Source organism: Plantactinospora sp. WMMB782, assembly GCF_049179135.1.
Lineage (GTDB): Bacteria > Actinomycetota > Actinomycetes > Mycobacteriales > Micromonosporaceae > Plantactinospora.
Map to the genome: position 1 here is coordinate 6,358,409 of NZ_JBMHMC010000007.1, position 20,675 is coordinate 6,379,083.

The following is a 20,675-nucleotide window of genomic DNA, read 5'->3' on the forward strand; positions in this document are numbered from 1 at the left end:
GCCGGGGTCAGCGGCTCAGGGGCGCTCGCCCACGCCGGTGGCGGCCTCGGCGAACCGGCCGCCGCGCAGGCGGGGCGTCAACGGTGCCGTCGGCATCCCGCCGGCGTCACGCAGGCCGTGCAGGAACTCCTCGACCGCCTCCCGGGCGGTGTGCCGGGGCGTCCAGCCCAGTTCCGTCCTGGCCCGGGTGGTGTCCATGATCGGCACCCGGAGCACCGCGTCGAACAGGTGCGGGGAGGCGGGGACCAGGTGCAGGTGCCAGGCCAGGGCGAGGGCGGCCCGGACCGGGGCGACCGGCAGACGTACCCGGCGGGCCCGCAGGACCTCGGCGAGCAGCCGCCCGTCGACGACCGGCTCGGCGGCCACGTTGAACGCCCCGCGCACGTCACGCAGCACCGCCAGCCGGTACGCCTCGGCGGCGTCCGTCGAGTGCAGGGCCTGGAACCGCAACCCGGGCAGATCGGGCAGCACCGGTACGGTCCCGGGCCGCACCAGCCGACCCGGCAGCAGCGGACCGGTGAAGAGCCGGCGCTGCTGGCTCGCCGACTCCCGTTTGAAGATGAACCCGGGCCGCAGCCGTACCACCCGCATCTGTGGATTCCGCTGCTCGAAGGCGTCGAGCACCCGCTCCAGGTACGCCTTCTCCCTGGTGTATCCGGCGATCGGCCAGCCGTCGGTCGGCCAGTTCTCGTCCACCGGCCGGTCCTTCGGCCCCGGTGAGTACGCTCCGACCGACGAGGCGTAGACCAGCGCCGGTACGCCGGCCCGGGCCGCGGCGGCGAACACCCGCCGCCCGCCGACGGCATTGACCCGCCAGGTGGTCAGCGGTCGGTGCGTGGGCTGGAAGAGCCAGGCGAGGTGTACCACGACGTCGGCGCCGTCGAAGATCTCGACGAGGTCGGCGGAGACGATGTCCGCCTCGGCCCACTCGGTCTTCGGCGCCCGCCATCGTGGCGGGCGCCGGGACACCCCGACGATGGTGCCGACCGCCGGATCCCGGCCGAGGGCCTCGACGACACTCGTTCCGACGTTGCCCGTCGCGCCGACCACCACCACCCGCAGGCCCGAGCCGGTGCCACCCTGCGCGGGCGTCACCGGTCGGTCCCGCCGTCCCGGTCGGTCCGATCACCGGTAGCTCTCCGAACGTCCATGGCGGTAGCCCTTCCCGCCGAACGCCTCGGTAAACGCCGACCCCGACGGTAAAGAGCAAACGTTCCGGCCGTCCCGCCGGCCTGTTCGAGGGCTGGAGCGGTCGGCGTTGACAGTCCTGAACCCGTCCGTAACATAGACATCAATCAATCGATGGCGACGTCGGCACCCCGCCGGGGTCCGCCCGGCCGCTCCGGCGACCGTGCGGCTTGTGCCCGCCACCGGGTGAGCAACCCTGGTCCCCGCTATCCGGCAAGCGCTTGCCGGGGGGCCGCGTTCTCTGTCGATCAACCCACCATCGTTCGGAGGACCAGCATGCAGTTACATCGTCCCCGGTCCCGGTTGTGGTCAGCCGTGACCGTGGCGGCCGTGGTCGTCGCCGGCGGCGCGGCTGTCACCATCGCCGGGCCCGCGGCCGCGGCCGCGGGCTGCGGCGTCACCTACACGGTCGGCTCGCAGTGGTCAGGCGGCTTCACCGCGACGGTCACCGTCAACAACGTCGGCGACCCGATCAGCTCCTGGACGTTGACCTGGAGCTACGAGGCGGGCCAGCGGGTCACCCAGGCCTGGAACGCCACCGTGACGCAGAGCGGCAGCCAGGTCAGTGCCCGGAACGCCAGCTACAACGGCGGCATCGCCACCGGAGCGAGCGTCTCCTTCGGCTTCAACGGATCCTGGAACGGCAGCAACCCGGCGCCGACCAGCTTCGCCGTGAACGGCACCACCTGCACCGGAGCCCCCGGCCCCAACCCGACGACCGGACCGACCACCCAGCCGACCACCCAGCCGACGACGCAGCCGACGACGCAGCCCACCGCGCCGCCGACCACCGCGCCGCCCGGCAACCCGACCTGGGGCACCGCCGTACCGCCGGCCGGCGCCCAGCTGAGCCGGGCGTACCAGTTGATCGCGACCGCCAACGAGAAGGGATACCTGCCGAGGTCCGGCGAGTGCTCCGTCGAGGTCCACGCCCGATACTGGACGTACGGCCCGGACGGCAAGGTCTATCCGACCTGGCACCCGACCCGGGACTCCAGTGGCTGCTACTTCGGCCACGAGCACGGTGACGACCCCCGGCCGTCCGACCTGTACGGCACCGCCGGCTGGCCGGCGTTCGGCTACACCAGCGAGGTGATGCTGGACAACATGCCCGAGCACAGTCACCGGCACGAGGACCACGTCGGGCACAAGGTGCTGGCGGTCAACAACACCAACGTGATCCAGGGTGACAACGGCAGCAGCTTCTTCCCGCCGCAGGGCAGCACGATCGCCGTCTGTGACACCCTGCTCAAGTTCCACCAGGGCACCCACTCGCCGGACGCGTTCAGCAACAACGTCCACGAGTTGCTCTTCAACCAGCGCTGCACCGCGAGCAACGGTGGCCAGGTCACCGAGGCCCGTTACAGCGCGATGATCCCGCTCGGCCGGGCCGGCGGCTTCAGTCCGAGCGAATGCCCGGGCTTCGGCGGCGCGTTCATAAACGTCGCGCCTCCGGTGCCGGGGGACTCGCCCTCGGACACCCGGTCGCTGGGCCGGCTGATCACCGAGCCGGGCTGTGTACAGGCGATCCGTGAGGGTCGTACGCACTACGACCCGCTCTATCCGAACCCGGTGCCGTTCACCGTCTCCGACATGGACGACTTCTGGTTCTCCGACTACTCGGTGACGGGTAGCGGGCTGAACTTCCGGCTCGCACCACTGTTCTACGTGGTGAACCCGTCGCGCTACTACGATCCGGCCAAGCCGAACAACCTGGGCCGGATCATCGACCTGTGCTACACCAACCTCGCCGGCGGCGACTACTGCAACCAGGCCCGGCAGGCCGGCCAGAACATCCCCTGGGACGACACCCGTTCGCCGTTCAAGGGCACCCTGCGGGAGTTCCGGCCGGGCACCTTCCAGGTGCAGAACAGCGGCTCGACCACGGTCTACACCGACGTGTACGGCCGCAACGCATCCAGTACGCCGTTCGCCGGCTCCATCCGGCAGTACTTCTCCGGCAACCAGTCGTCGACCATGTACGTCCGTGGTGCCACCCGCGACTGGAACGCCACCGGGGTACACGCCCCGAACTGACCCGACACCACGCGGGTACGGGTCCGCGGCGGATCCCTCCGTCGCGGGCCCGTACCGTGCCCGGTCGGTCAGCTCTGCCGGACCGCCTCGCCGGCGATCTCGATCCGTACGCTCCTGCCGACCAGTACCCCGCCGCTCTCCAGTGCCACGTTCCAGACGAGCCCGTAGTCCTCCCGCTCGATCTCGGCGGTCGCGCTGAACCCGAAGATCTCCTGGCCGTACGGGTCGCGCCGGGCGCCGCCGAATTCGACCTGGAGGTCGACCGGTCGGGTGACGCCCCGGACGGTCAGCTCTCCGGCCAGGACGAACCGGCCCGACGTCTTCCCGGCCCGCTCCGGCACGGCGACCTCGGCGCGTCGACCGGGGCGCCGGCTGCGCAACCGGGCCCAGTAGAAGATCGACTCGTTCGGGTCCGGCTGCCACCTGATTCCGGTACTGCGGTACTCCAGCGTGGGATGCCGGACCACGTCGAGGAAGTCGGCGCTGCTCAGGTGCGCGTCCCGGTCGGCGCTGCCGGTGCTGATACTGGCCGCCCGGATCGTCGCGGTCACCGAGGAGTCCAGCGGGTCCGGCTCGACGACGATCTGCGCGGTCGCCTCGCCGAACTCGCCGCGCACCGGGCTGACCATCATGTGTCGGGCGACGAAGCCGACCCGCTTGTGCGCCGGATCGAGCAGGTACCTGCCGGGCGCCGGGATCGTCATGCCCTGCCAGGAGCGTGTGGCGGTACCGGTCATGCTGGTGCTCCCCCCGGAAAATCCTGCCGATGTGGTGATCTTGCCGCTCACCGGTTCCACAGAGTAGTCAGAGGGCCGACTTCTCGCTCCTGACCTGGGTGATGTCCGTGACTGTCGTCACCTTCGGTAGCGAGAGCTGGGTCGTCGGTCCGGACCCGGCTGTCTCAGTACTGCAACGCGGTCGCCACCTCCCGGCCGATGCGCTCCACCGCCGCCAGGTCGAGTCCGTAGAGCACGTAGCGGCCGTGTCGTTCGACCCGGACCAGCGCCAGGTCGCGGAGCACCCGCAGGTGCCGGGAGACCTGCGGCCGGGTCATCGACAACCTGTCCGCCAGGTCCGCGGTGGTCATCGACTGCCGGGCGATGAGCCGGCACAGGCGCACCCGGCGCGGGTCGGTGAGTGCCAACAGGCGGCTGCGGGCCAGGGTGACGCCGACCTCCGGCGCCGCCACCGGGAAGTGCACCACCGGCGGCAGCCCCGGCTCGTTCTTCACCAGCAGATGCGGGGCACCGTACCGGGTCGGCATGAGCAGCACCGGCGTACGGGACGGACTGATCACCGCGTGGTGCACCTTGTCGAAGACGACCCGGGCCGGCCCCGACGACGCGGTGACCAGGCGCGCGGTCGACGGGCTGAGCCCGACCAGCGCCGCCGCCGGTCCCTCGTCGGCCAGCCGCTGCCGCAGCCGGTGCGCGGCCCTGGTCAGCACCGGCTCGGTCTCGGCCCAGAGGTCGTCGAAGTAGACCCGGCCGCACAGGTCGAGGAAGTCCAGCAGGTCGTCGCGGAGTGCCGCCGGGTCGCGCAACAGCTCCTCGGCGAGGTCCAGGTGCGGCTCCGGCAGCCGGGAGGCGGCCTGTCGCAGCGCCTCGGCCTGTACCGGGTCGTGCAGTACCCGGTCGAAGTCGAAGCCGTGGTAGCCGCTGGCGCAGGTGAAGGCGGTGAGTTCGGCGAACCGGCGCAGCGGGAGCCGGCGCAGAGCGGCCACCGGTGCACAACCGCCGAGGCCGGGGGAGCGGACGCGGAGGCCCGGACCGGCCGCCGCGCTCGAGCCGGCACCGGGCGCACTGTGCGAAGCCGGGCCGGACGTGGCGTCCGAAGGCGGGCCGGGCGTGGCGTCCGAAGGCGGGCCGGGCGTGGCGTCCTGGCGTGGGCCGGTCGTCATGCGCGGGCCGGCACCGGCAGTGGGGCCCGGGTGCGGAGCGCTCGTGCTGTCCGGGCCGGCGGCGGTCGGGTCGAGCCCGGGATAGAAGGCCCGCCAGCGCAGGGCCGTCCACAGCGGTGCGAACCGCGAGAGCCCGGCCCGGAAGGCCGGCGGTGCGGTCCGGGAGACGTCGACCGCCCAGGACGCGTGCTCGGGGTGGTGCAGGTGACCGGTCAGCACGTGCAGGCTCGCGGCCAGCTCCGCCAGCGGTGACACGGCGACGGGAAACCGGTCGGGGCCCGCCCCGGCCAGCAGGATCACCACCGGCATGACCGTGAGTGTAGGGTCGACGACCGGTCAGGGCCGCGGGTCGGCCTGGGCCGCGAACTCCGCCCGCGCCGCCGCCAGCAGCTCGGGCCCGGTGAGCAGTTCGGCGGCGACCCGGGCCAGTCCGGTCGCCGCGACCTGGGTGCGGTCGTGCGCGAAGGGTGTGCCGGCAGCCTCGCGCATCGCCGCCGAGTGGCTCGGCGTGCCGGTCTCGGCGATCTGGACGTACGGGTGGATGACCGGCATCAGCAGCGAGAGGTTGCCGATGTCCGAGGAGCCGGCCGGGCCGTCCGGGTCACCGGCCTGGATCTCGACCCCGAGGGCGCCCACCGCCGCCCCGAACCGCTCGGCGAGCACGGTGTTGTTGCGCCGCTCGGCGTACGTGGGGCCGGTCTCCCGGACCACCGCCGAGGTTCCGGTGGCGAGCGCGGCGCCCTGGGCGGCGTCCCGGACCCGTTCGACCAGCGCATCGACCGAGGTCCTGGTGCGGTCCCGGACGTACAGGTCCACCGCGGCGTACGCCGGCACGACGTTCGGGGCCGCCCCGCCGTCCGAGACGATCCCGTGCAGCCGGACCGTCGGCGGCACGAACTGGCGCATCGCGTCGACCGCCTGGAGGAACAGCTGGGCACCGGCGAGTGCGCTGCGGCCCAGCCACGGCGAGATCGAGGCGTGCGCGCTGGTTCCGGCGAACGCGATCCGCAGGTGTGCCGCGGCCAGGCCGGGGCGGGCGGTCAGCGAACGGTCCCCCGGATGGAACATCAGCGCCGCGTCGACGCCGTCGAAGACGCCGGCCTCGGCCAGGCGCACCTTGCCGGCTCCGCCCATCTCCTCGGCCGGAGTGCCGAACACGGCCAGGGTGCCCGGATGGTCCGGCAGCACCCGGACGAGTCCGATCGCCGCCGCGGCGGCACCGGCCGCGATCAGGTTGTGCCCGCAGCCGTGGCCGACACCGGGCAGCGCGTCGTACTCGGCGAGGATGGCGACGTACGGTCCGGGGCGGTCGCCCTGGTGCACGGCGACGAACGCCGTCACCATCCCGCCCGGTGGCGTGCGCACCGTGAACCCCGACTCGGCGAGCCACCCGGTCAGCAGCTCGTGGGCGTGGAACTCGTCGAACTTCAGCTCCGGCCGGCCGTGGATGGCGAGGCTCACCGCCTCCATTCGGCCCCGGAGCGCGGCAAGTGCGGTGGCGAGGATCTCCAGTGGCGGAGTGGTGGCGGTGGAGACGGTGGACATGACTACTCCCGTCGTACTGGCAGGTCGGGGTGCGCGCACCGCGGGTGGCGCGGTGCCGGCTACGTACCGTCGAGACTGCGGTCATCCCGGCCGGTTCGGCGGCGGATTGCCGCGACCGAGGTAACCCTCGCCCGGAACCGCCCGCCGCTCCCGGTGGTCGGTCCGCCGGAGCGGGGGGCGAGAAAGATTCGCGAACGTTCCGCGAGTACGATCCGATCTCGTTGCCGCACCGGTCCCACATCCGAACGGTCCCCTCACATTGGAGCCTGGTATGGCCGACCTGGATCCCGAACTCGCCTCGCGGTTGCAGTTCGAGGTGCCGCACGCGGCGCGGATCTGGAACTACTGGATGGGCGGCAAGGACAACTTCCAGGCCGACCGGGCCGCCGGGGCCGCCGTCGCGGAGGTCTACCCGGAGATCGTCGTGATGGCCCGGCAGTCCCGGCGGTTCCTGATCCGGGTGGTGCGCCATCTCGCCGCCGAGGCGGGCATCCGGCAGTTCCTCGACGTCGGCACCGGGCTGCCGACCATGCAGAACACCCACGAGGTCGCCCAGCGGGTCGCGCCGGAGTCCCGGATCGTCTACGTCGACAACGACCCGATGGTGCTTGTGCACGCCCGCGCCCTGCTGGCCAGCACCACCTCCGAGGGGCTGACCACCTACGTGCACGCCGACTACCACGACCCCGGAAAGATTCTCGACGAGGCGGCGGAGGCGCTCGACTTCCGGAAGCCGGTCGCGGTGATGTTCATGGGCGTGCTCGGCTACGAGCCGGACCTGGACGTCGTACGCTCCATCGTGGGCCGGATGCTCGAGCCGCTCGCCCCCGGCAGTCACCTGGTGCTCTGGGACGGCAGCGACACCAGCCCGGCGGTGGTCGACGGCGCCGACAAGCTGGTGGAGAGCGGCGGAGTCCCCTACGTCCTGCGCAGCCCGGAACAGCTGGCGAGCTGTTTCGCCGGCCTGGCCATGGTCGAGCCCGGCCTGGTGCCGATCACCAGGTGGCGCCCGGACGACGCCGACGCCGAGCACGTCGACGCCTACGGCGGCGTGGCCCGCAAGCCCTGATGCGGGCGGCCGGCGCGGCCCGGTCGAGCAGCGGCTGTCCGCGGATCGGTGCGGTTGCGGATTGTCCCCGAGTCCCCGCCTGCCCCGAAATCGGACCACCCTCCGGCAGCCCGTGCCGGGGGGTTTTCCGACACTGCCGTCCAGGCGACAGAACAATATGAACGTACTTCGATATCTTCGGTGCGGCACTCGAGAGCCGGTCCTGAATTGCCTCGCATCAGATGGGACATCCATGCGACTTCGACCATCTCTTCGGACCACCGCCGCGACGATCGTCATGCTGGCCGTCACGCTCTTCTCGTCGACGGTGACCGTGGCGGGCGCCTCGGCCGCACCGGCCGCCGACCCGACCGGGGTCAGCTCGGCCAAGGTCACGCTCAGCCCGGAGGCCGCCGCACTGGGCAGTACTCCGGAGGTCGCCCTCGCCCGGTTCTGGACGAAGGAGCGGATCGCCGCGGCCAGGCCGGCCGACAACGGCGTCTCGCTCGCCGAGCTCCGCAAGACCGCGCAGAGTTCGGTACTCGGCGAGACCGTCGTGGCCGGACTGCCGCCGCGCGTCGCCGCGACGGGCCTGGCGGGGAAGTCCGGCGCCGGCTCGGCCAAGGCCGCCCGCGGCGACGTGTCCGTCATGGCGGGTGCCACCGGTACCTCCTGGCCGTGGCGGCACGACTTCGTGTCGTTGACCAACGGCAAGGTGCTCTACCAGCACAACGGAGGGCTCTGGCACTGTTCGGGCGTGGTGGTCAGCACCGAGGCCCGCAACACCGTCTTCACCGCCGGGCACTGCGTGCACGGCGGTCCGGGCGGCGGCTGGCAGAACACCAACTGGACCTTCATCCCGGACTACTACTACGGTGACCGTCCGCTCGGCACCTGGGTCGCCCGGGAGCTCTGGTCGCTCAACGGCTGGATGAACAACGGCGACCGGGCGTACGACGTCGGGGTGGCGGTGATGCACCTGAACGCGGGCCGCCGGCTGGCCGACGTCACCGGCAGCCAGGGCATCCGGATCAACGGGCCGGCCACCCCGTCGGTGTGGCACTTCGGGTTCCCGCTGAACTCCCCGTACGACGGCGAGGACCTGATCACCTGTGACGGCCCGACGTCGCGTCCCGACGACCTGAAGCTGGCCTGCACCATCCAGGGCGGCGGCAGTGGCGGCGCCTGGCTGGCCGACTTCAACGGCGACTCGGGCTACACGATCAGCATCAACAGCTACCACATCGGCAACGACCTGACCCAGATCTACGGGCCGTACTTCGGTGACGGGGTGTCGAACCTCTACGCTGCGGTGCGTAACCTGAGCTGATGCGCTCAGTACGCCGCCGGGTCGCCGCCATGGTCGTGCTCTCGACCGTGGTGGCGACACCGGCGGCGTGTGCCGGTGCCGACCCGGGCGGCGGCGGGCCGGCCACGCCCCGGTTGGTTCCGGCGCTGAGTCTCGCCCTGGAGCAGGGTCCCCGGCCGGCCGACCGGGAGCTGCGGCTACGGGTCGGGATGTCGGCGCTGGCCGACGGCATCGACCGGATCGAGCAGCGGCGCGACGGGGAGCAGTTGGGCCTGCTCGTCTGGGTCCGGGAACGCGCCCCCGGCCCGACGGAGGCGGTGCCGAACTCGGCACGGGTGGAGAGCACGACCGTGCCGCTCGACGCCCCGGTCGGTACCGCCCGGGTGGTCGACCTCGCCACCCGACCGCCCCGACCTGTCCCGGTGGTCCCGGCCGGCTGACCGGCGCCGCCGGGATGCTGTCGAGTTCCCGCTCAGCGGGCCCAGGGCAGTTCCCGGGGTTCCGGGCTGTCCGGGACGGTGGCGGTGCCGCCGGCCGGCATGCAGACCAGCGCCTCGGCGGGTTCGCCGCCGGTCCGGACCTGCCGGACCAGACCGGCGGGCAGGATCGCCGCCTGGCCCACGCCGACCACCCGGGTCTGGCCGTCCACCGTGACGGCGAACGACCCGGCCACCGGCATCCAGACCTGTTCCCGGTCGACGGCGTGGGCCGGCCCGGCGGTGTCCGGTGCCATCCGGACCCGCCAGGTGGCCAGCTCGGCACTGCCCTGGCCGGGTGCGGCGAGCCCGGACATCACGGCGGCGGCTACCCGGACCTGCGCCCGGTGCACGGGCTGGTGTTCCAGGCGCTGCGCGGCGGCGGAGCCACCGGCACCGAGCTGGCGGATCGGCTCGGCGTGACCAAGCAGGCCGCCGGTCAGATCGTCGACGACCTGGAGCGGCGCGGTTACCTGCGTCGCGAGCCGCATCCCGGCGCCGGTTGGTCGTACTGACCGGACGCGCCGAGGAACACCTCGAGGTCGCCGGTCGGGTGCTGCACGCCCTGGAGGCGGAGCTGGCCGCCGGGATCGGCGCCGACCGCCTGGCCGAGCTGCGCACCGGGCTGGGTCGGCTGGTCCGGCAGCTGGCCGGCGACTCGCCGCCGCCGTTGCGTCCCCTCTGGTAGCCGCCCGGCCAGCGACACCCTGACTCGGTGCTCGGCGTTCAGCGCACCTGGACGGGCTCGGCGGCGTCGATCCGCGCGGTCACGTCCAGCCGACGCGGCGCCAGGCCGGACGTCGTCCGGAACCGGTCGACCGCCGCCGACACGTGGTCCCGGACGGCGGCGAGGCCGGCCCGGGGGTTGAGCCGCAGCTGGATCCGCAGGTCAGGCTGGGGTGCCGTGCCGACCAGGGTTACCGAGGCCCGACGCACCTGCGGGTCCCGGGTGAGGTCCCGTTCGAGGCCGCGGGCCAGCCTGCTGCCCTGCACCCTGGTGGTGCCGGGCGATGTCGTGCCGTCCGCCGTGGCCTGCCCGGCGAAGGCCCGCAGGTCGAGGTCGCCCTGCGCCGGATGCCGGCGCAGCTGAAGGACCCGGCCGAGCAGGTTCGATCCCAGCCAGGCCAGGAACAGCCCGACTACGCCGAGGATGACCAGCCCCCACGGGTCGAGCCCGCGCCAGGTGCGCAGCAGGCCCGACCAGAGCAACGGCGCCCCGTTGTCGACGCCGGCCAGGGCGCCGAGACTGGCGATCAGCCCGACGACTCCGATCGCGGTGAGCACGATGCCGAGCACCGTCCAGAGCACCCGGATCGCGCCGTCGCTCAGACCGGCCTCCCAGCCCGTCGCACCGGTCCGCCAGCCGGGCAGCGCGGGCAGTTGACGGACCGGCCGGGCGGACATCCGCACGCCGACATGGTCGTCCCGCGAAGCGCCGAGCCGTTCCAGTTCGCGCCGGATCGCCGACTCCACCGCCGGGGCGATGTCGGCGTCCCCGGCCGCCCGGACCTGGACCCACCAGCCGACACCCCTGCGGCGGACCCGGGCACTCGCCGAGTCGACCCCGGTCACGGCGGTCGAGACCGCCGCCAGCTGCCGTTCCACCGACCGCCGTTGCAGGTGCCAGCCGTCGGCGAGCCGGGTGGGCAGCCGGTCGGGCTTCCAGCGAACCAACTGTCCGATCAGGATCAGCAGCCCGAGCACCCCGGCGGCGACGATCCCGGTCCGCGTCCAGGGATCCGCCAACCGGGTACTGGTCAGCGTGTCGTACCAGGCGGTCCGGTCGATCAGCAACGACTCACGGCCGAGTGCCACCGTGAGGACTTCCATGATCAGCAGCAGCCCGCCGGCCAGCAGTGCGCAGCCGAGCAGGAGTGTGCCGAGCCGGTTCACCAGGCGCACGTCAGCTCCTTCCGGCCGGCTCGACCGGGACCGGCAGGTCGATGTCGTCGACGACCACCTCCACCGACGACTGCCGACCCAGATCGGCGAGTACGTCCCGGACCGCGACCCGGATCTGTTCGGCCAGCGGGGGGATCGGTACCGGATCGACCTGGACGTGCACCTCGACCGGGTCGCCGAGCCGGATGCCGACGATCTTGCCGCCGGGGAACAGGGTGGCCACCTCCACACCGACGCCAGGGGTCAGCCGGGTCACGCCCGGTACGGCGAGTACGACGTCCCGGAGCCGGCCGGCAATCTCGCCCGGACCGGCCTCCTGAGCAGTTCGGACACTCGCCCGGTCGGTCTCCGGTCGCGCCCGGTCGGACTCCGGTCTCGCCCGTCCGGTGCGTGGCGAGGTACCGCGGTTCCCGGTGTCGCGGCTGTTCGTGGCCCGTCCGGACTCTCCGGTGACCCGGGCGCCGGTCTGCGCGGCGGAGCGGTTCGCCCGGCTGTTCGGGGCCTGCCCGGACCCTCTGCCGGCCCGGGCGCCGGTCTGCGCGGTGGACGGGTCCGTGCGGCCGGGCTCGGTGGCGACCCGGCCGTCGCGGCCGCTGCCGCCGCTGGTGGCCCGGCTGCTCATCGTGTCCGCTGGCGGTCGTCGCCGTCCTGGTCGCCCTCGACGTAGACGTCGTCGACGTTGATGTTCACCGCGACGACGTCGAGGCCGGTCATCGCCCGCACCCGGTCCATGACGTTGCGGCGTACCGCGCCGGAGACGTCGACGATGCTCTGGCCGTAGAAGGTGACGATGTCCAGGTCGATCGCCGTCTCGCGTTCGCCGACCTGCACCGAGACACCCTGCTCGGCGGTCTCGCTGACGCCCGGGACGATGTTCCGGAGCTGCCCGACCCGCCGGGCCAGGCCGCTGCCCATCGAGTGCACACCGGGGATCTCCCGGGCCGCGAAACCGGCAATCTTGGCCACCACGCCGTCCGCGATGCGGGTCTTACCGGACTCGGTGGTCAACTCGGCCCGGGCCGGCCCGCCGTCCGGCGTCGACAGCGGACCGGGCATCCCGGTCTTCTGCCGGTTGTCGCCCCTGGTCGCGGTACTGCTACTGCTCTCAGTCATCGCCTACCCCCATCTACTTGCCGGTTGGTCCGGTACACCGCGCCGCCACCGCTCAACGCCCGTCGGATGCGCCGCTCAATACCGTCGAGAAGCGCCCGCCAGGCCCGCCGAGAGGTGCCCGCCAGGCCCGCCGAGACGCGCCCGTCAACGCCGTCGGGATGCGCCTGCCCGCTCGGCCAGGCCGGCGACGTCGAGTTCGCCGTCGATCACCCGTGCCGCGAGCCAGCCGACCAGTCCGGCGAGTACCGCACCCGCTGCCGCTCCGAAGCCGGCGACGGCCCAGACCGCCGCGATGAGGAAACCGGCGATGAAACCGAACTGTTGGCGTGACATGGGTTCCTCCCCGGCTCGGTGCGGCAGGTCGGGAGTGGCTTACACGCTGGGGGAGAAGTCGAACCCCGGCGGGCGTACGACATGTGTGATCTGCGTCACTTCCGGTGGGTTGATCGTCGCGGCCGGCGTGCCGGGTACCGTGGCGCGGTGCGGCTCACCAAGTACACCCACGCCTGCGTACGGCTCGAACACGACGGCCGGGTCCTGGTCGTCGACCCCGGCGTCTGGAGCGAACCGGCCGCGCTGCGCGGCGCCGACGCGGTCCTGGTGACACACGAGCACACCGACCACGTCGACGTACTGCGGCTGGCCGGTCTCGGCGTCCCCGTCTACGCACCGGCCGGGGCGCGGATCCCCGACCTCGACGTGCACCCGGTCGCACCGGGGGAGGAGTTCACCGCCGCCGGCCTGCGGGTACGCGCCTTCGGCGGCCGGCACGCCACCATCTACGGCGGCCAGCCCGACTGCCCGAACCTGGGATACCTGGTGGAGGGGGAGGTCTACCACCCCGGCGACTCGGTGCACCGGCCCGACGTGCCGGTGCGGACCCTGCTGGTGCCGGTGCAGGGGGCCTGGCTGAAGACCGCCGAGGCGATCGACTTCGTCCGGGCCCTCGCACCCGAGCGGGCGTACGGCATCCACGACGCTCAGGTCAACGACAGGGGACTGTCGAGCGTGCACGGGTGGCTCGCCGAGGAGACCGGCGGCTGCTACCGCTGGCTCACCCCGGGCGAGACGGCCTGACGCAGCCGCCCCCGGCACGCCCCCCGGCGGGTACCGCCGTCCCGCCACGGTTGTCGGGTACCGCCGTCCCCGCCACGACCGGCCGGTACCGGGAGCCGGCGGCGGGTCAGCCGGTCCTGCCGGCGGCGTCGGTGCGGCCGGCTCCGGCCGGGGTGCCGGGGCGCTCGGTCCAGCTGTCCACGATCGCCGCGACCAGGGCGACCAGCACGAACCCGATGGTCGCCAGCAGGGCGTCCCGGAACGCCCGCGACCAGCCGTCCCGGGTCGCCGCCAGGGTGCTGAAGAAGATCGCCCCGACCCCGGCGATTCCGGTGGCGGCACCGATCCGCTGGGCGGTCTGCAACATGCCCGCCGCGCTGCCGGCCTGGGCGACCGGCACCTCGGAGAGCGCGAGGTTCTGGTTGGGGGTGATCACCAGTCCGCTGCCCAGGCCGGCGAGCAGCAGCGGCAGGGCGGTCGCCAGTGGCGCGCCGCGCCCCGGCACGAAGTGCAGGGCCAGGATCACGCCGCCGAGCCCGAGCGCGACGGTGGCCAGGCCGACCGCGACCAGTGGCCGGCCGAACCGGTCCACGATCCGGCCGCCGAGGGCCGCGGTGACCGCCGAGCCGGCCGCGAACGGCGTGATCGCCAGGCCGGCCTGCAGGGCGGTGTAGCGCAGGCCGTTCTGTAGGTAGAGGGTGAACAGGAAGAAGATCGCCACGAAGCCACCGAAGTAGAGCAGCCCGATCAGGGTGCCGAGCGAGTACGACCGGAGCCGGAACAGGGCCAGGTCGAACAGCGGTTCCCGGCGGCGTCGGTACCGCAGTTCCCAGCGTACGAAGCCGAGCAGCACCAGCAGGCCGGCCGGGATCAGCAACCACTTGAGCGGCCCCTGCCACTGCTGCCGTTGCACCAGCGGGAGCAGGAGCAGGAGCACACCGAGCCCGAGCAGCAGTACGCCGCACGGGTCGAGGCTGCGCTGTCCGCTCCGTCGCCCGCCGCCGGTCGGCAGCAGTCGCCAGGCGAAGACGATCGCCGCGATGCCGACCGGCACGTTGACGAAGAAGACCAGCCGCCAGCCGAGGTGCTGGCCGCCGAGTTCGATGAGCGCGCCGCCCAGCAGCGGGCCGATGCCGGTGGAGATCCCGATGGTGGCACCGAGCAGCCCGAACGGTCGGCTCCGGGCCGCACCCCGGTAGAGCTGCTGGATGAGCCCGATCACCTGCGGGTTCACCAGTCCGGCCGCCGCGCCCTGCAACAGTCGGGCAGCGATCAGCCAGGTCGCCGACTCGGCCAGCCCCGCCGCGGCGCTGGTCAGGGTGAACAGCGCGAGGCCGAGGATGAAGACGTTGCGCCGGCCCCGGACGTCGCCGAACCGCCCGGCCGGCACGAGCAGCAGACCGAAGGTGAGCGCGTATCCGGAGAGGATCCACTGCAGATCGCTCGGGTCGGCGCGTACCGCCTGCTCGATCGAGGGGATCGCGACGTTGACGATGCTGACGTCCAGCAGCGTCATGAACGCGGCGACCAGGCCGACGGTCAGGGCCTGTCGGCGTCGCCGGGCGGCGGTCCGCTCGTCCAACCCGGCCAGCGGGTCCGGCTCCGGCTCGGCAGGTCGGCTCCGGCCGGTCTGTCCGGGTGGTCCGCCACGATCCGGTGGACCGCCGTGTGCCGCGCTCATCGAGCCTCGCTGACTGTGCCGCCTCCGGGTCGCCGCGAACGATGACCGCCGGGGGACAGACTAGCGCAAAATGCCCGAACGCCTGGTCAACGACCTACCGGCGGCCACGCCGTGCCGCCGTCGCACGGAGCGACTGCCGCTCACAGGAGCCGTCACGCGGAGCGACTGCCGCTCACAGGAGCCGTCACGCGGAGCGACTGCCGCTCGCAGGAGCCGTCACGCGGAGCGACTGCCGCCCGTAGTGGCCGGCGTCAGGGGTTCAGGCGAGCTGCTGCGAGCACCAGCGGGGACCGAAGTCCAGACCTTCCAGCGGGGAGTCCTCGCGGTGCAGCAGGTTCTTCTCGCCGAGCACGTGCAGCGGCGTCACCAACTGGTCCGCCGGCAACCCGACCTCGTCGGCGATGGCCTCCGGAAACGGCACCTGTCCCCGGGCCTCCAGGGTGGTGACCGCCTGGTAGACCCGCTGCTCGATCTCGGTGAGATTCAGCTGTTGCATGGTGACCTCCTCGCCCGCGCACAGCGCGCGGACAGTTCGCGAGGTCGCGATTACCCACAGCAACCGCGTTGATGCGTCCGGGCACCGGGCTCCGCCGCCGATCGTCGACCGGTGTCCCTTTCCGGTCCGGCCCGGTCCGTCGCCTAGGCTGCTACCCGTGATCTGGGACGTGGCCGTGATCGGGGCCGGGCCGGCCGGACTCTCCGCCGCGTTCACCGCCGCGCGGGCCGGAGCGCGCACGGTCGTGCTGGAGAAGTCCGCACACCCGCGTTACAAGACCTGCGGCGGCGGGCTGATCGGCACCTCGCTGGCGGTCGCCGCCACCCGGATCGAGGTGCCCGCCGACGACCGGGTGGACCGGGTGACCTTCACCGCCGACGGCCGGCGCGAGTTCACCCGCCGGCACCGCTCGGGGCAGTTGCTCACCATGGTGCGCCGGGAGGAGTTCGACGACCGGCTGCGCGGCGCCGCCGTGTCCGCCGGCGTCGAGATCCGGGAGCGGGTCGCGGTGCGCGGCATCGAGCAGGACCCCGACGCCGTACGCGTCCGGCTCGCCGACGGCACCGAACTGCGTGCCCGGGTGGCGGTCGGCGCCGACGGCTCCGCCGGGGTGACCGCCCGGCAGGTCGGGGTGGAGTACGCACAGGTCGACCTCGGGCTGGAACTGGAGATCCCGGTACCGGTCCCGGTGCAGGAACGCTGGCGCGGCCGGTTGCTGCTGGACTGGGGCCCGCTGCCCGGGTCGTACGCCTGGGTCTTCCCGAAGGGCGACCGGCTCACCGTCGGGGTGATCGCCGGCCGGGGCGAGGGGGAGCGGACCCGGCGCTACCTGCGGCGCTTCGTCGAGCGGCTCGGCCTGTCCGGTCTGGAACCGGCACACGACTCCGGGCACCTGACCCGGTGCCGCGCCGACGACTCCCCGCTGCGCCGGGGGCGGGTGCTGGTCGCCGGGGACGCGGCCGGCCTGCTGGAGCCGTGGACCCGGGAGGGGATCAGCTTCGCGTTGCGCTCCGGTGCGCTGGCCGGTACGGCGGCGGCCGGCGGCGACCTCGACGGGTACGTCCGGGCGGTGCACGACCAACTCGTCCCACCGATGCGGGCCGGACACCGGATCCTCGCCGCGTTCTCCCGGCATCCCGGGATCTTCCACTCCGCCCTCGCCACTCCGCCCGGCTGGCGGATGTTCACCGCCTTCTGCCGGGGCGAGACCAGTTTCGACCGCGTCCTGGAACGCCGCCGGGTACGCGCGGCACTCGCCCTGCTGGGCCGGACGCCGTAACGTCAGCCGTCGAGGACGGTCCCCGAAGGGCTGCCCGGCGGCGCCTCCCGGTACGCCGTGAACCGGCGCAGCCGCAGCGAGTTGCCGACCACGAAGACCGAGGAGAAGGCCATCGCCGCTCCCGCGATCATCGGGTTGAGCATCCCGATCGCGGCCAGCGGCAGCGCGGCGACGTTGTAGGCGAACGCCCAGAACAGGTTGCCCCTGATCACCCGGAGCGTCGCCCGGGAGAGCCGGATCGCGTCGACGGCGGCGGTCAGGTCACCGCGTACCAGGGTCAGGTCGGCGGCCTCGATGGCGACGTCCGTACCCGTGCCCATGGCCAGTCCGAGATCCGCCTGGGCGAGCGCGGCGGCGTCGTTGACGCCGTCGCCGACCATGGCCACCACCCGGCCCTCGGCCTGGAGCCGCTTGACCACGTCGAGCTTGTCGGCCGGCAGTACCTCGGCGATCACCTCGTCGATGCCGACCTCGGCGGCGACGGACCGGGCGACCGCCCCGTTGTCCCCGGTGAGCAGCACCGGGGTGAGGCCGAGCCGGCGCAGCCCGGCGACCGCCTCGCGGCTGGTCGGCTTGACCCCGTCGGCCACCACCAACGCCCCCCGGACCCGGCCCTCCCAGCCGGCCAGCACCACCGTCCGGCCGGCGGCCTCGGCCTGCGCGACCGCCACGTCGAGCCCGCCGGCCGGCTCGAGGCCACGCTCGGCCAGCAGCCGGGCCCGGCCCACCGTGACCGCCCGGCCGTCGACCGCTCCGGTCACGCCGAGTCCCTCGACGTTGGCGAAGCCGGCGACCTCGGGATGCGGCCCGGTCCGCCCGGCGGCGGCGCTGGCGATCGCCCGGGCGATCGGATGTTCGCTGGCGTTCTCCAGGGCGCCGGCCAGCCGCAGCAGTTCGTCGGCGTCCTGCCCGTCGGCCGGGAGGATCTCGGTGAGCGTCATCCGGCCGGTGGTGACGGTGCCGGTCTTGTCCAGCACCACCGTCCCGACCCGGCGGGTCGACTCCAGCACCTCCGGACCCTTGATCAGGATGCCGAGCTGGGCGCCCCGGCCGGTGCCGACCAGCAGCGCCGTCGGGGTGGCGAGCCCCAGCGCGCAGGGGCAGGCGATGATCAGGACGGCGACGGCGGCGGTGAAGGCCGCGGTCACACCGTCGCCGGAGCCGAGCCAGAAGCCGAGGGTGGCGACGGCGAGGGCGATCACGACCGGCACGAAGACGCCGGAGATCCGGTCCGCCAGCCGCTGCACCTGCGCCTTGCCGGTCTGTGCCCGCTCGACAAGCGTCGCCATCTGGGCGAGCTGGGTCTCGGCGCCGATCCGGGTGGCCCGGACGACGAGCCGGCCGCCGGCGTTCACGGTCGCTCCGACCACCTGCTCGCCGGGGCCGACCTCCACCGGCACCGACTCGCCGGTGAGCATGCTCGCGTCGACCGCGGAGGAGCCGTCCTCGACCACCCCGTCGGTGGCGATCTTCTCGCCGGGCCGGACCACGAAGCGGTCACCGACGGCGAGCTGGTCGACGGCGATCCGCACCTCGGTGCCGTCGCGCAGCACCGTCACCTCTTTCGCGCCGAGTTCGAGCAGTGCCCGCAGCGCGGCACCGGCCCGGCGCTTGGACCGGACCTCGAAGTAGCGGCCGGCGAGGATGAAGAGGGTGACCCCGGCCGCCGTCTCCAGGTAGATGTTGCCGGCGCCGTCGCTGCGCCCGATGTCGAGGCTGAACGGGTGGGTCATCCCGGGGGTACCGGCGGTGCCGAGGAAGAGCGCCCAGACCGACCAGCCGAGCGCGGCCAGGGTACCGAGCGAGATCAGGGTGTCCATGGTGGCGGCACCGTGCCGCAGGTTGATCCAGGCGGCCCGGTGGAACGGCAGCCCGCCGTAGGCGACGACCGGGGCGGCGAGGGTGAGCGAGAGCCACTGCCAGTAGTCGAACTGCCAGGCCGGCACCATCGCCAGCACGATCACCGGTACGGTCAGCACCAGCGACACCAGCAGCCGGGCTCGCAGCGCGCGCAGCTCGTCGACCGGCGGCACCGCCTCCGTTCCGGGTTCGCCGGCCGGGCGGGGCGGCGGTGGCAGTTCCGCGGTGTAGCCGGTCCTCTGCACCGTGGCGACGAGTTCGTCCGGGGTCAGGGAGTCGTCGAAGTCGACCGTCGCCTTCTCGGTGGCGTAGTTGACCGTCGCGGTGACCCCGGCCAGCCGGTTGAGCTTCTTCTCGATCCGGCTGGCGCAGGAGGCGCAGGTCATCCCGCCGATCTTCAGTTCGATCCGGTTGGGCGCCATCGGTGGTCGCCCGGCGGCCGGTGCCATTGCTGCCTCCCGCGTCGGTGGTGCCGTAGCTGCGTCAGTTGTTTGCGTGCCTGCGCCAGTTGTTTGCCTGCCCGGGTCAGTCGTGTCCGTGGCCGGGCTCGCCGTGCCCCGGCGGCTCCGCACCGGCGGTGGCCGTCGGTGCCGGTCGATGGGGTGTCGCGCCGCCGTCCGGCGTACCGGCCGGCGTGGGCCCGGTGGGCGGGCCGGCGGTCAGGGTGAACTCGGCGGTGCGCACCGTTCCGCCGTGCTGGAAGTCGAGATAGAGCCGGTAGGTGCCGGCCGAGGGGACGTCGGCGTAGAAGGTGATCTCCGGACCGGCGGGGGTCCGCCCGTCGCCGGGCTCGCCGTCCGGATGCACGTGCAGGTACGCCAGGTCTCCCGCCCGGAGCGCGACCAGGTGCCCGTACGCGCCGAGGTAGGGGGAGAGGTCGGTGACGGGTTGCCCGTTCCGGTTGACGGTCAGGGTCAGTTCGCTGGTCCGGCCCGGGGTCAGGGTGCCGTCGAGGCTCACCTGGTAGTCGTCGACCTCGGCGGTCGGGGCGGGCGCCGGCAGGGCTCGGGGCCGGAAGTCGCCGGGCACCGCGACGTCGAGCCCGAGGGTGAGCGCCGCCGCACCGCTGGGCGTGAAGTCGGCGAACGCCCGCCAGCTCCCGGGACCACTCAGCGGCGAGGCGACCCGCCAGGTGCCGTCGGCGGCCATCTCCGGGTGCACGTGCCGGAAGCCGGACAGGTCCCGCCGGGCCACGATCAGGTGCATCCGCTTGTCGTGTGCCACGTCGAAGCGGGTCACCGGCTGCCCGTCCGGGCCGACGATCCGGAACGCGAACTCCCCGGCCGGAGCCGGTACGCCGGTCAGGGTGTAGCCCCGGTCGGAAACGAGCAGACCACCCGGCAGCCGGGGCGTGTCGGTCGCTGCGCCGCCGGCGTCGTGCCCGGTCGAGTGGGCGGCGCCGGTCGAGCTGGCGGAGTCGGCGGTGCGTACCGGGCCGGCGAGCTGACCGACCCCGTACGCCGCGCCGAACAGCGTCGCGAGCCCGAGCGCGAAGGTGCTCAGTCTGGTCGCGGTGTTCATCGTGCTGTCTCGTCTCCTCCGCGGCTTCCGGTGGTCAGGGACGGACGAGTTCGTAACCGGCCTCGTCGACGGCGGCGCGGAGCTGCTCCGGGTCGACCGGGGCGTCGCTGGTGACCGTGACGGCACCGGCGGCCAGGTCGACGCTCACCTCGGTCACGCCCGGGATCGCGCCGACCTCGGTGCTTACCGCGCTGACGCAGTGGCCGCAGGTCATTCCCCTGACCTGGTAGCTCTCGGTGATCATCACAGTGCTCCCTTCCCGAT

General features: G+C 73.2%; 22 protein-coding genes. 8 read left to right on the forward strand and 14 right to left on the reverse strand.

All coding sequences use genetic code 11. The features are described 5' to 3' along the window. Window positions 1-15: 15 nt before the first annotated feature. Window positions 16-1,095, reverse strand: a complete 1,080-nt coding sequence (locus tag ACN28A_RS30395; RefSeq protein ID WP_421401008.1) for an NAD-dependent epimerase/dehydratase family protein — start codon at window positions 1,093-1,095, stop codon at window positions 16-18. A 408-nt stretch (window positions 1,096-1,503) separates the two neighbouring features. Here ACN28A_RS30395 and ACN28A_RS30400 point away from each other — a divergent pair, with 408 nt between their 5' ends. After that, on the forward strand, window positions 1,504-3,225 hold the full coding sequence (locus ACN28A_RS30400) for a cellulose binding domain-containing protein (protein WP_421401009.1): 1,722 nt from the start codon (window positions 1,504-1,506) through the stop codon (window positions 3,223-3,225). Window positions 3,226-3,293: 68 nt separating this feature from the next. Here the strand turns inward: ACN28A_RS30400 and ACN28A_RS30405 are convergent, their stop codons facing one another. The 3 genes from ACN28A_RS30405 to ACN28A_RS30415 all read right to left on the reverse strand — a co-directional run bounded on the left by ACN28A_RS30405 (window position 3,294) and on the right by ACN28A_RS30415 (window position 6,670). Further along, complete coding sequence (locus ACN28A_RS30405) at window positions 3,294-3,962, reverse strand: YceI family protein (RefSeq protein ID WP_421401011.1); 669 nt, start codon at window positions 3,960-3,962, stop codon at window positions 3,294-3,296. Between the two features lie 164 nt (window positions 3,963-4,126). Next, the gene (locus ACN28A_RS30410; protein WP_421401013.1) at window positions 4,127-5,434 is read right to left on the reverse strand and encodes a DUF5937 family protein; all 1,308 of its coding nucleotides are present in this window, start codon (window positions 5,432-5,434) and stop codon (window positions 4,127-4,129) included. A 27-nt stretch (window positions 5,435-5,461) separates the two neighbouring features. Beyond that, window positions 5,462-6,670 carry a M20 family metallopeptidase gene (locus tag ACN28A_RS30415; protein WP_421401014.1) on the reverse strand — a complete coding sequence of 403 codons (1,209 nt, stop codon included), beginning with the start codon at window positions 6,668-6,670 and terminating at the stop codon, window positions 5,462-5,464. A gap of 271 nt (window positions 6,671-6,941) precedes the next feature. On the opposite strand from ACN28A_RS30415, the gene ACN28A_RS30420 reads away from it, so the two are divergent. The 3 genes from ACN28A_RS30420 to ACN28A_RS30430 all read left to right on the forward strand — a co-directional run bounded on the left by ACN28A_RS30420 (window position 6,942) and on the right by ACN28A_RS30430 (window position 9,467). Further along, window positions 6,942-7,739, forward strand: coding sequence for an SAM-dependent methyltransferase (locus ACN28A_RS30420; RefSeq protein WP_421401015.1), 798 nt, complete (start codon window positions 6,942-6,944; stop codon window positions 7,737-7,739). A gap of 232 nt (window positions 7,740-7,971) precedes the next feature. Further along, entirely contained in the window at window positions 7,972-9,048 is a 1,077-nt protein-coding gene (locus ACN28A_RS30425; RefSeq protein ID WP_421401017.1) for a trypsin-like serine peptidase, read from the forward strand. Continuing rightward, a complete protein-coding gene (locus ACN28A_RS30430) occupies window positions 9,048-9,467 on the forward strand; it encodes a hypothetical protein (protein ID WP_421401020.1) in 420 nt (139 codons plus the stop codon). The genes ACN28A_RS30425 and ACN28A_RS30430 overlap by 1 nt, the downstream gene beginning before the upstream one ends. Before the next feature lie 32 nt (window positions 9,468-9,499). Here the strand turns inward: ACN28A_RS30430 and ACN28A_RS30435 are convergent, their stop codons facing one another. Continuing rightward, the gene (locus ACN28A_RS30435; RefSeq protein ID WP_421401022.1) at window positions 9,500-9,856 is read right to left on the reverse strand and encodes a cupin domain-containing protein; all 357 of its coding nucleotides are present in this window, start codon (window positions 9,854-9,856) and stop codon (window positions 9,500-9,502) included. Here ACN28A_RS30435 and ACN28A_RS30440 point away from each other — a divergent pair. Next, a complete protein-coding gene (locus ACN28A_RS30440; RefSeq protein ID WP_421401024.1) occupies window positions 9,851-10,018 on the forward strand; it encodes a MarR family transcriptional regulator in 168 nt (55 codons plus the stop codon). The two genes, ACN28A_RS30435 and ACN28A_RS30440, sit on opposite strands and share 6 nt — an antisense overlap. Next, on the forward strand, window positions 10,006-10,191 hold the full coding sequence (locus ACN28A_RS30445; protein ID WP_421401027.1) for a hypothetical protein: 186 nt from the start codon (window positions 10,006-10,008) through the stop codon (window positions 10,189-10,191). Before ACN28A_RS30440 ends, ACN28A_RS30445 begins: the two co-directional genes overlap by 13 nt. 38 nt (window positions 10,192-10,229) lie before the next feature. Here ACN28A_RS30445 and ACN28A_RS30450 read toward each other — a convergent pair whose 3' ends face one another. The 4 genes from ACN28A_RS30450 to ACN28A_RS30465 all read right to left on the reverse strand — a co-directional run bounded on the left by ACN28A_RS30450 (window position 10,230) and on the right by ACN28A_RS30465 (window position 12,851). Further along, the gene (locus ACN28A_RS30450) at window positions 10,230-11,405 is read right to left on the reverse strand and encodes a DUF6286 domain-containing protein (protein WP_421401029.1); all 1,176 of its coding nucleotides are present in this window, start codon (window positions 11,403-11,405) and stop codon (window positions 10,230-10,232) included. Window position 11,406: 1 nt separating this feature from the next. Then, window positions 11,407-12,027: a hypothetical protein gene (locus ACN28A_RS30455; RefSeq protein WP_421401030.1), complete on the reverse strand. Its 621-nt coding sequence runs from the start codon at window positions 12,025-12,027 to the stop codon at window positions 11,407-11,409. After that, window positions 12,024-12,518 (reverse strand): Asp23/Gls24 family envelope stress response protein, encoded by a 495-nt coding sequence (locus tag ACN28A_RS30460; protein ID WP_421401032.1) that lies wholly within the window; start codon window positions 12,516-12,518, stop codon window positions 12,024-12,026. Before ACN28A_RS30460 ends, ACN28A_RS30455 begins: the two co-directional genes overlap by 4 nt. A gap of 144 nt (window positions 12,519-12,662) precedes the next feature. After that, window positions 12,663-12,851: a hypothetical protein gene (locus ACN28A_RS30465; protein ID WP_421401034.1), complete on the reverse strand. Its 189-nt coding sequence runs from the start codon at window positions 12,849-12,851 to the stop codon at window positions 12,663-12,665. A 147-nt stretch (window positions 12,852-12,998) separates the two neighbouring features. Between ACN28A_RS30465 and ACN28A_RS30470 the strand changes: the two genes are divergently transcribed. Then, on the forward strand, window positions 12,999-13,595 hold the full coding sequence (locus tag ACN28A_RS30470) for an MBL fold metallo-hydrolase (RefSeq protein WP_421401036.1): 597 nt from the start codon (window positions 12,999-13,001) through the stop codon (window positions 13,593-13,595). 106 nt (window positions 13,596-13,701) lie between these two features. Here the strand turns inward: ACN28A_RS30470 and ACN28A_RS30475 are convergent, their stop codons facing one another. Together ACN28A_RS30475 and ACN28A_RS30480 are read right to left on the reverse strand one after the other, a co-directional pair. Further along, complete coding sequence (locus ACN28A_RS30475) at window positions 13,702-15,255, reverse strand: MFS transporter (protein ID WP_421401039.1); 1,554 nt, start codon at window positions 15,253-15,255, stop codon at window positions 13,702-13,704. Between the two features lie 259 nt (window positions 15,256-15,514). Continuing rightward, window positions 15,515-15,751, reverse strand: a complete 237-nt coding sequence (locus ACN28A_RS30480) for a hypothetical protein (protein WP_421401041.1) — start codon at window positions 15,749-15,751, stop codon at window positions 15,515-15,517. A 157-nt stretch (window positions 15,752-15,908) separates the two neighbouring features. Here ACN28A_RS30480 and ACN28A_RS30485 point away from each other — a divergent pair, with 157 nt between their 5' ends. Further along, window positions 15,909-17,030, forward strand: coding sequence for a geranylgeranyl reductase family protein (locus ACN28A_RS30485; RefSeq protein ID WP_421401043.1), 1,122 nt, complete (start codon window positions 15,909-15,911; stop codon window positions 17,028-17,030). Window positions 17,031-17,032: 2 nt separating this feature from the next. On the opposite strand, the gene ACN28A_RS30490 is transcribed toward ACN28A_RS30485, so the two are convergent. The 3 genes from ACN28A_RS30490 to ACN28A_RS30500 all read right to left on the reverse strand — a co-directional run bounded on the left by ACN28A_RS30490 (window position 17,033) and on the right by ACN28A_RS30500 (window position 20,655). Then, window positions 17,033-19,339, reverse strand: coding sequence for a heavy metal translocating P-type ATPase (locus ACN28A_RS30490; RefSeq protein ID WP_421401045.1), 2,307 nt, complete (start codon window positions 19,337-19,339; stop codon window positions 17,033-17,035). 76 nt (window positions 19,340-19,415) lie between these two features. Further along, window positions 19,416-20,411 (reverse strand): hypothetical protein, encoded by a 996-nt coding sequence (locus ACN28A_RS30495; RefSeq protein ID WP_421401048.1) that lies wholly within the window; start codon window positions 20,409-20,411, stop codon window positions 19,416-19,418. Window positions 20,412-20,445: 34 nt separating this feature from the next. Next, entirely contained in the window at window positions 20,446-20,655 is a 210-nt protein-coding gene (locus ACN28A_RS30500; protein ID WP_421401050.1) for a heavy-metal-associated domain-containing protein, read from the reverse strand. Window positions 20,656-20,675 lie beyond the last annotated feature (20 nt).

What these genes read in the sequence shown, in the direction of transcription:
- ACN28A_RS30405 (WP_421401011.1), bottom strand. Translation starts at nt 3,962, where the DNA reads ATGACCGGTACCGCCACACGCTCCTGGCAGGGCATGACGATCCCGGCG.
- ACN28A_RS30410 (WP_421401013.1), bottom strand. Translation starts at nt 5,434, where the DNA reads ATGCCGGTGGTGATCCTGCTGGCCGGGGCGGGCCCCGACCGGTTTCCC.
- ACN28A_RS30415 (WP_421401014.1), bottom strand. Translation starts at nt 6,670, where the DNA reads ATGTCCACCGTCTCCACCGCCACCACTCCGCCACTGGAGATCCTCGCC.
- ACN28A_RS30420 (WP_421401015.1), top strand. Translation starts at nt 6,942, where the DNA reads ATGGCCGACCTGGATCCCGAACTCGCCTCGCGGTTGCAGTTCGAGGTG.
- ACN28A_RS30425 (WP_421401017.1), top strand. Translation starts at nt 7,972, where the DNA reads ATGCGACTTCGACCATCTCTTCGGACCACCGCCGCGACGATCGTCATG.
- ACN28A_RS30430 (WP_421401020.1), top strand. Translation starts at nt 9,048, where the DNA reads ATGCGCTCAGTACGCCGCCGGGTCGCCGCCATGGTCGTGCTCTCGACC.
- ACN28A_RS30455 (WP_421401030.1), bottom strand. Translation starts at nt 12,027, where the DNA reads ATGAGCAGCCGGGCCACCAGCGGCGGCAGCGGCCGCGACGGCCGGGTC.
- ACN28A_RS30460 (WP_421401032.1), bottom strand. Translation starts at nt 12,518, where the DNA reads ATGACTGAGAGCAGTAGCAGTACCGCGACCAGGGGCGACAACCGGCAG.
- ACN28A_RS30465 (WP_421401034.1), bottom strand. Translation starts at nt 12,851, where the DNA reads ATGTCACGCCAACAGTTCGGTTTCATCGCCGGTTTCCTCATCGCGGCG.
- ACN28A_RS30475 (WP_421401039.1), bottom strand. Translation starts at nt 15,255, where the DNA reads ATGAGCGCGGCACACGGCGGTCCACCGGATCGTGGCGGACCACCCGGA.
- ACN28A_RS30480 (WP_421401041.1), bottom strand. Translation starts at nt 15,751, where the DNA reads ATGCAACAGCTGAATCTCACCGAGATCGAGCAGCGGGTCTACCAGGCG.
- ACN28A_RS30490 (WP_421401045.1), bottom strand. Translation starts at nt 19,339, where the DNA reads ATGGCACCGGCCGCCGGGCGACCACCGATGGCGCCCAACCGGATCGAA.
- ACN28A_RS30495 (WP_421401048.1), bottom strand. Translation starts at nt 20,411, where the DNA reads ATGAACACCGCGACCAGACTGAGCACCTTCGCGCTCGGGCTCGCGACG.
- ACN28A_RS30500 (WP_421401050.1), bottom strand. Translation starts at nt 20,655, where the DNA reads ATGATCACCGAGAGCTACCAGGTCAGGGGAATGACCTGCGGCCACTGC.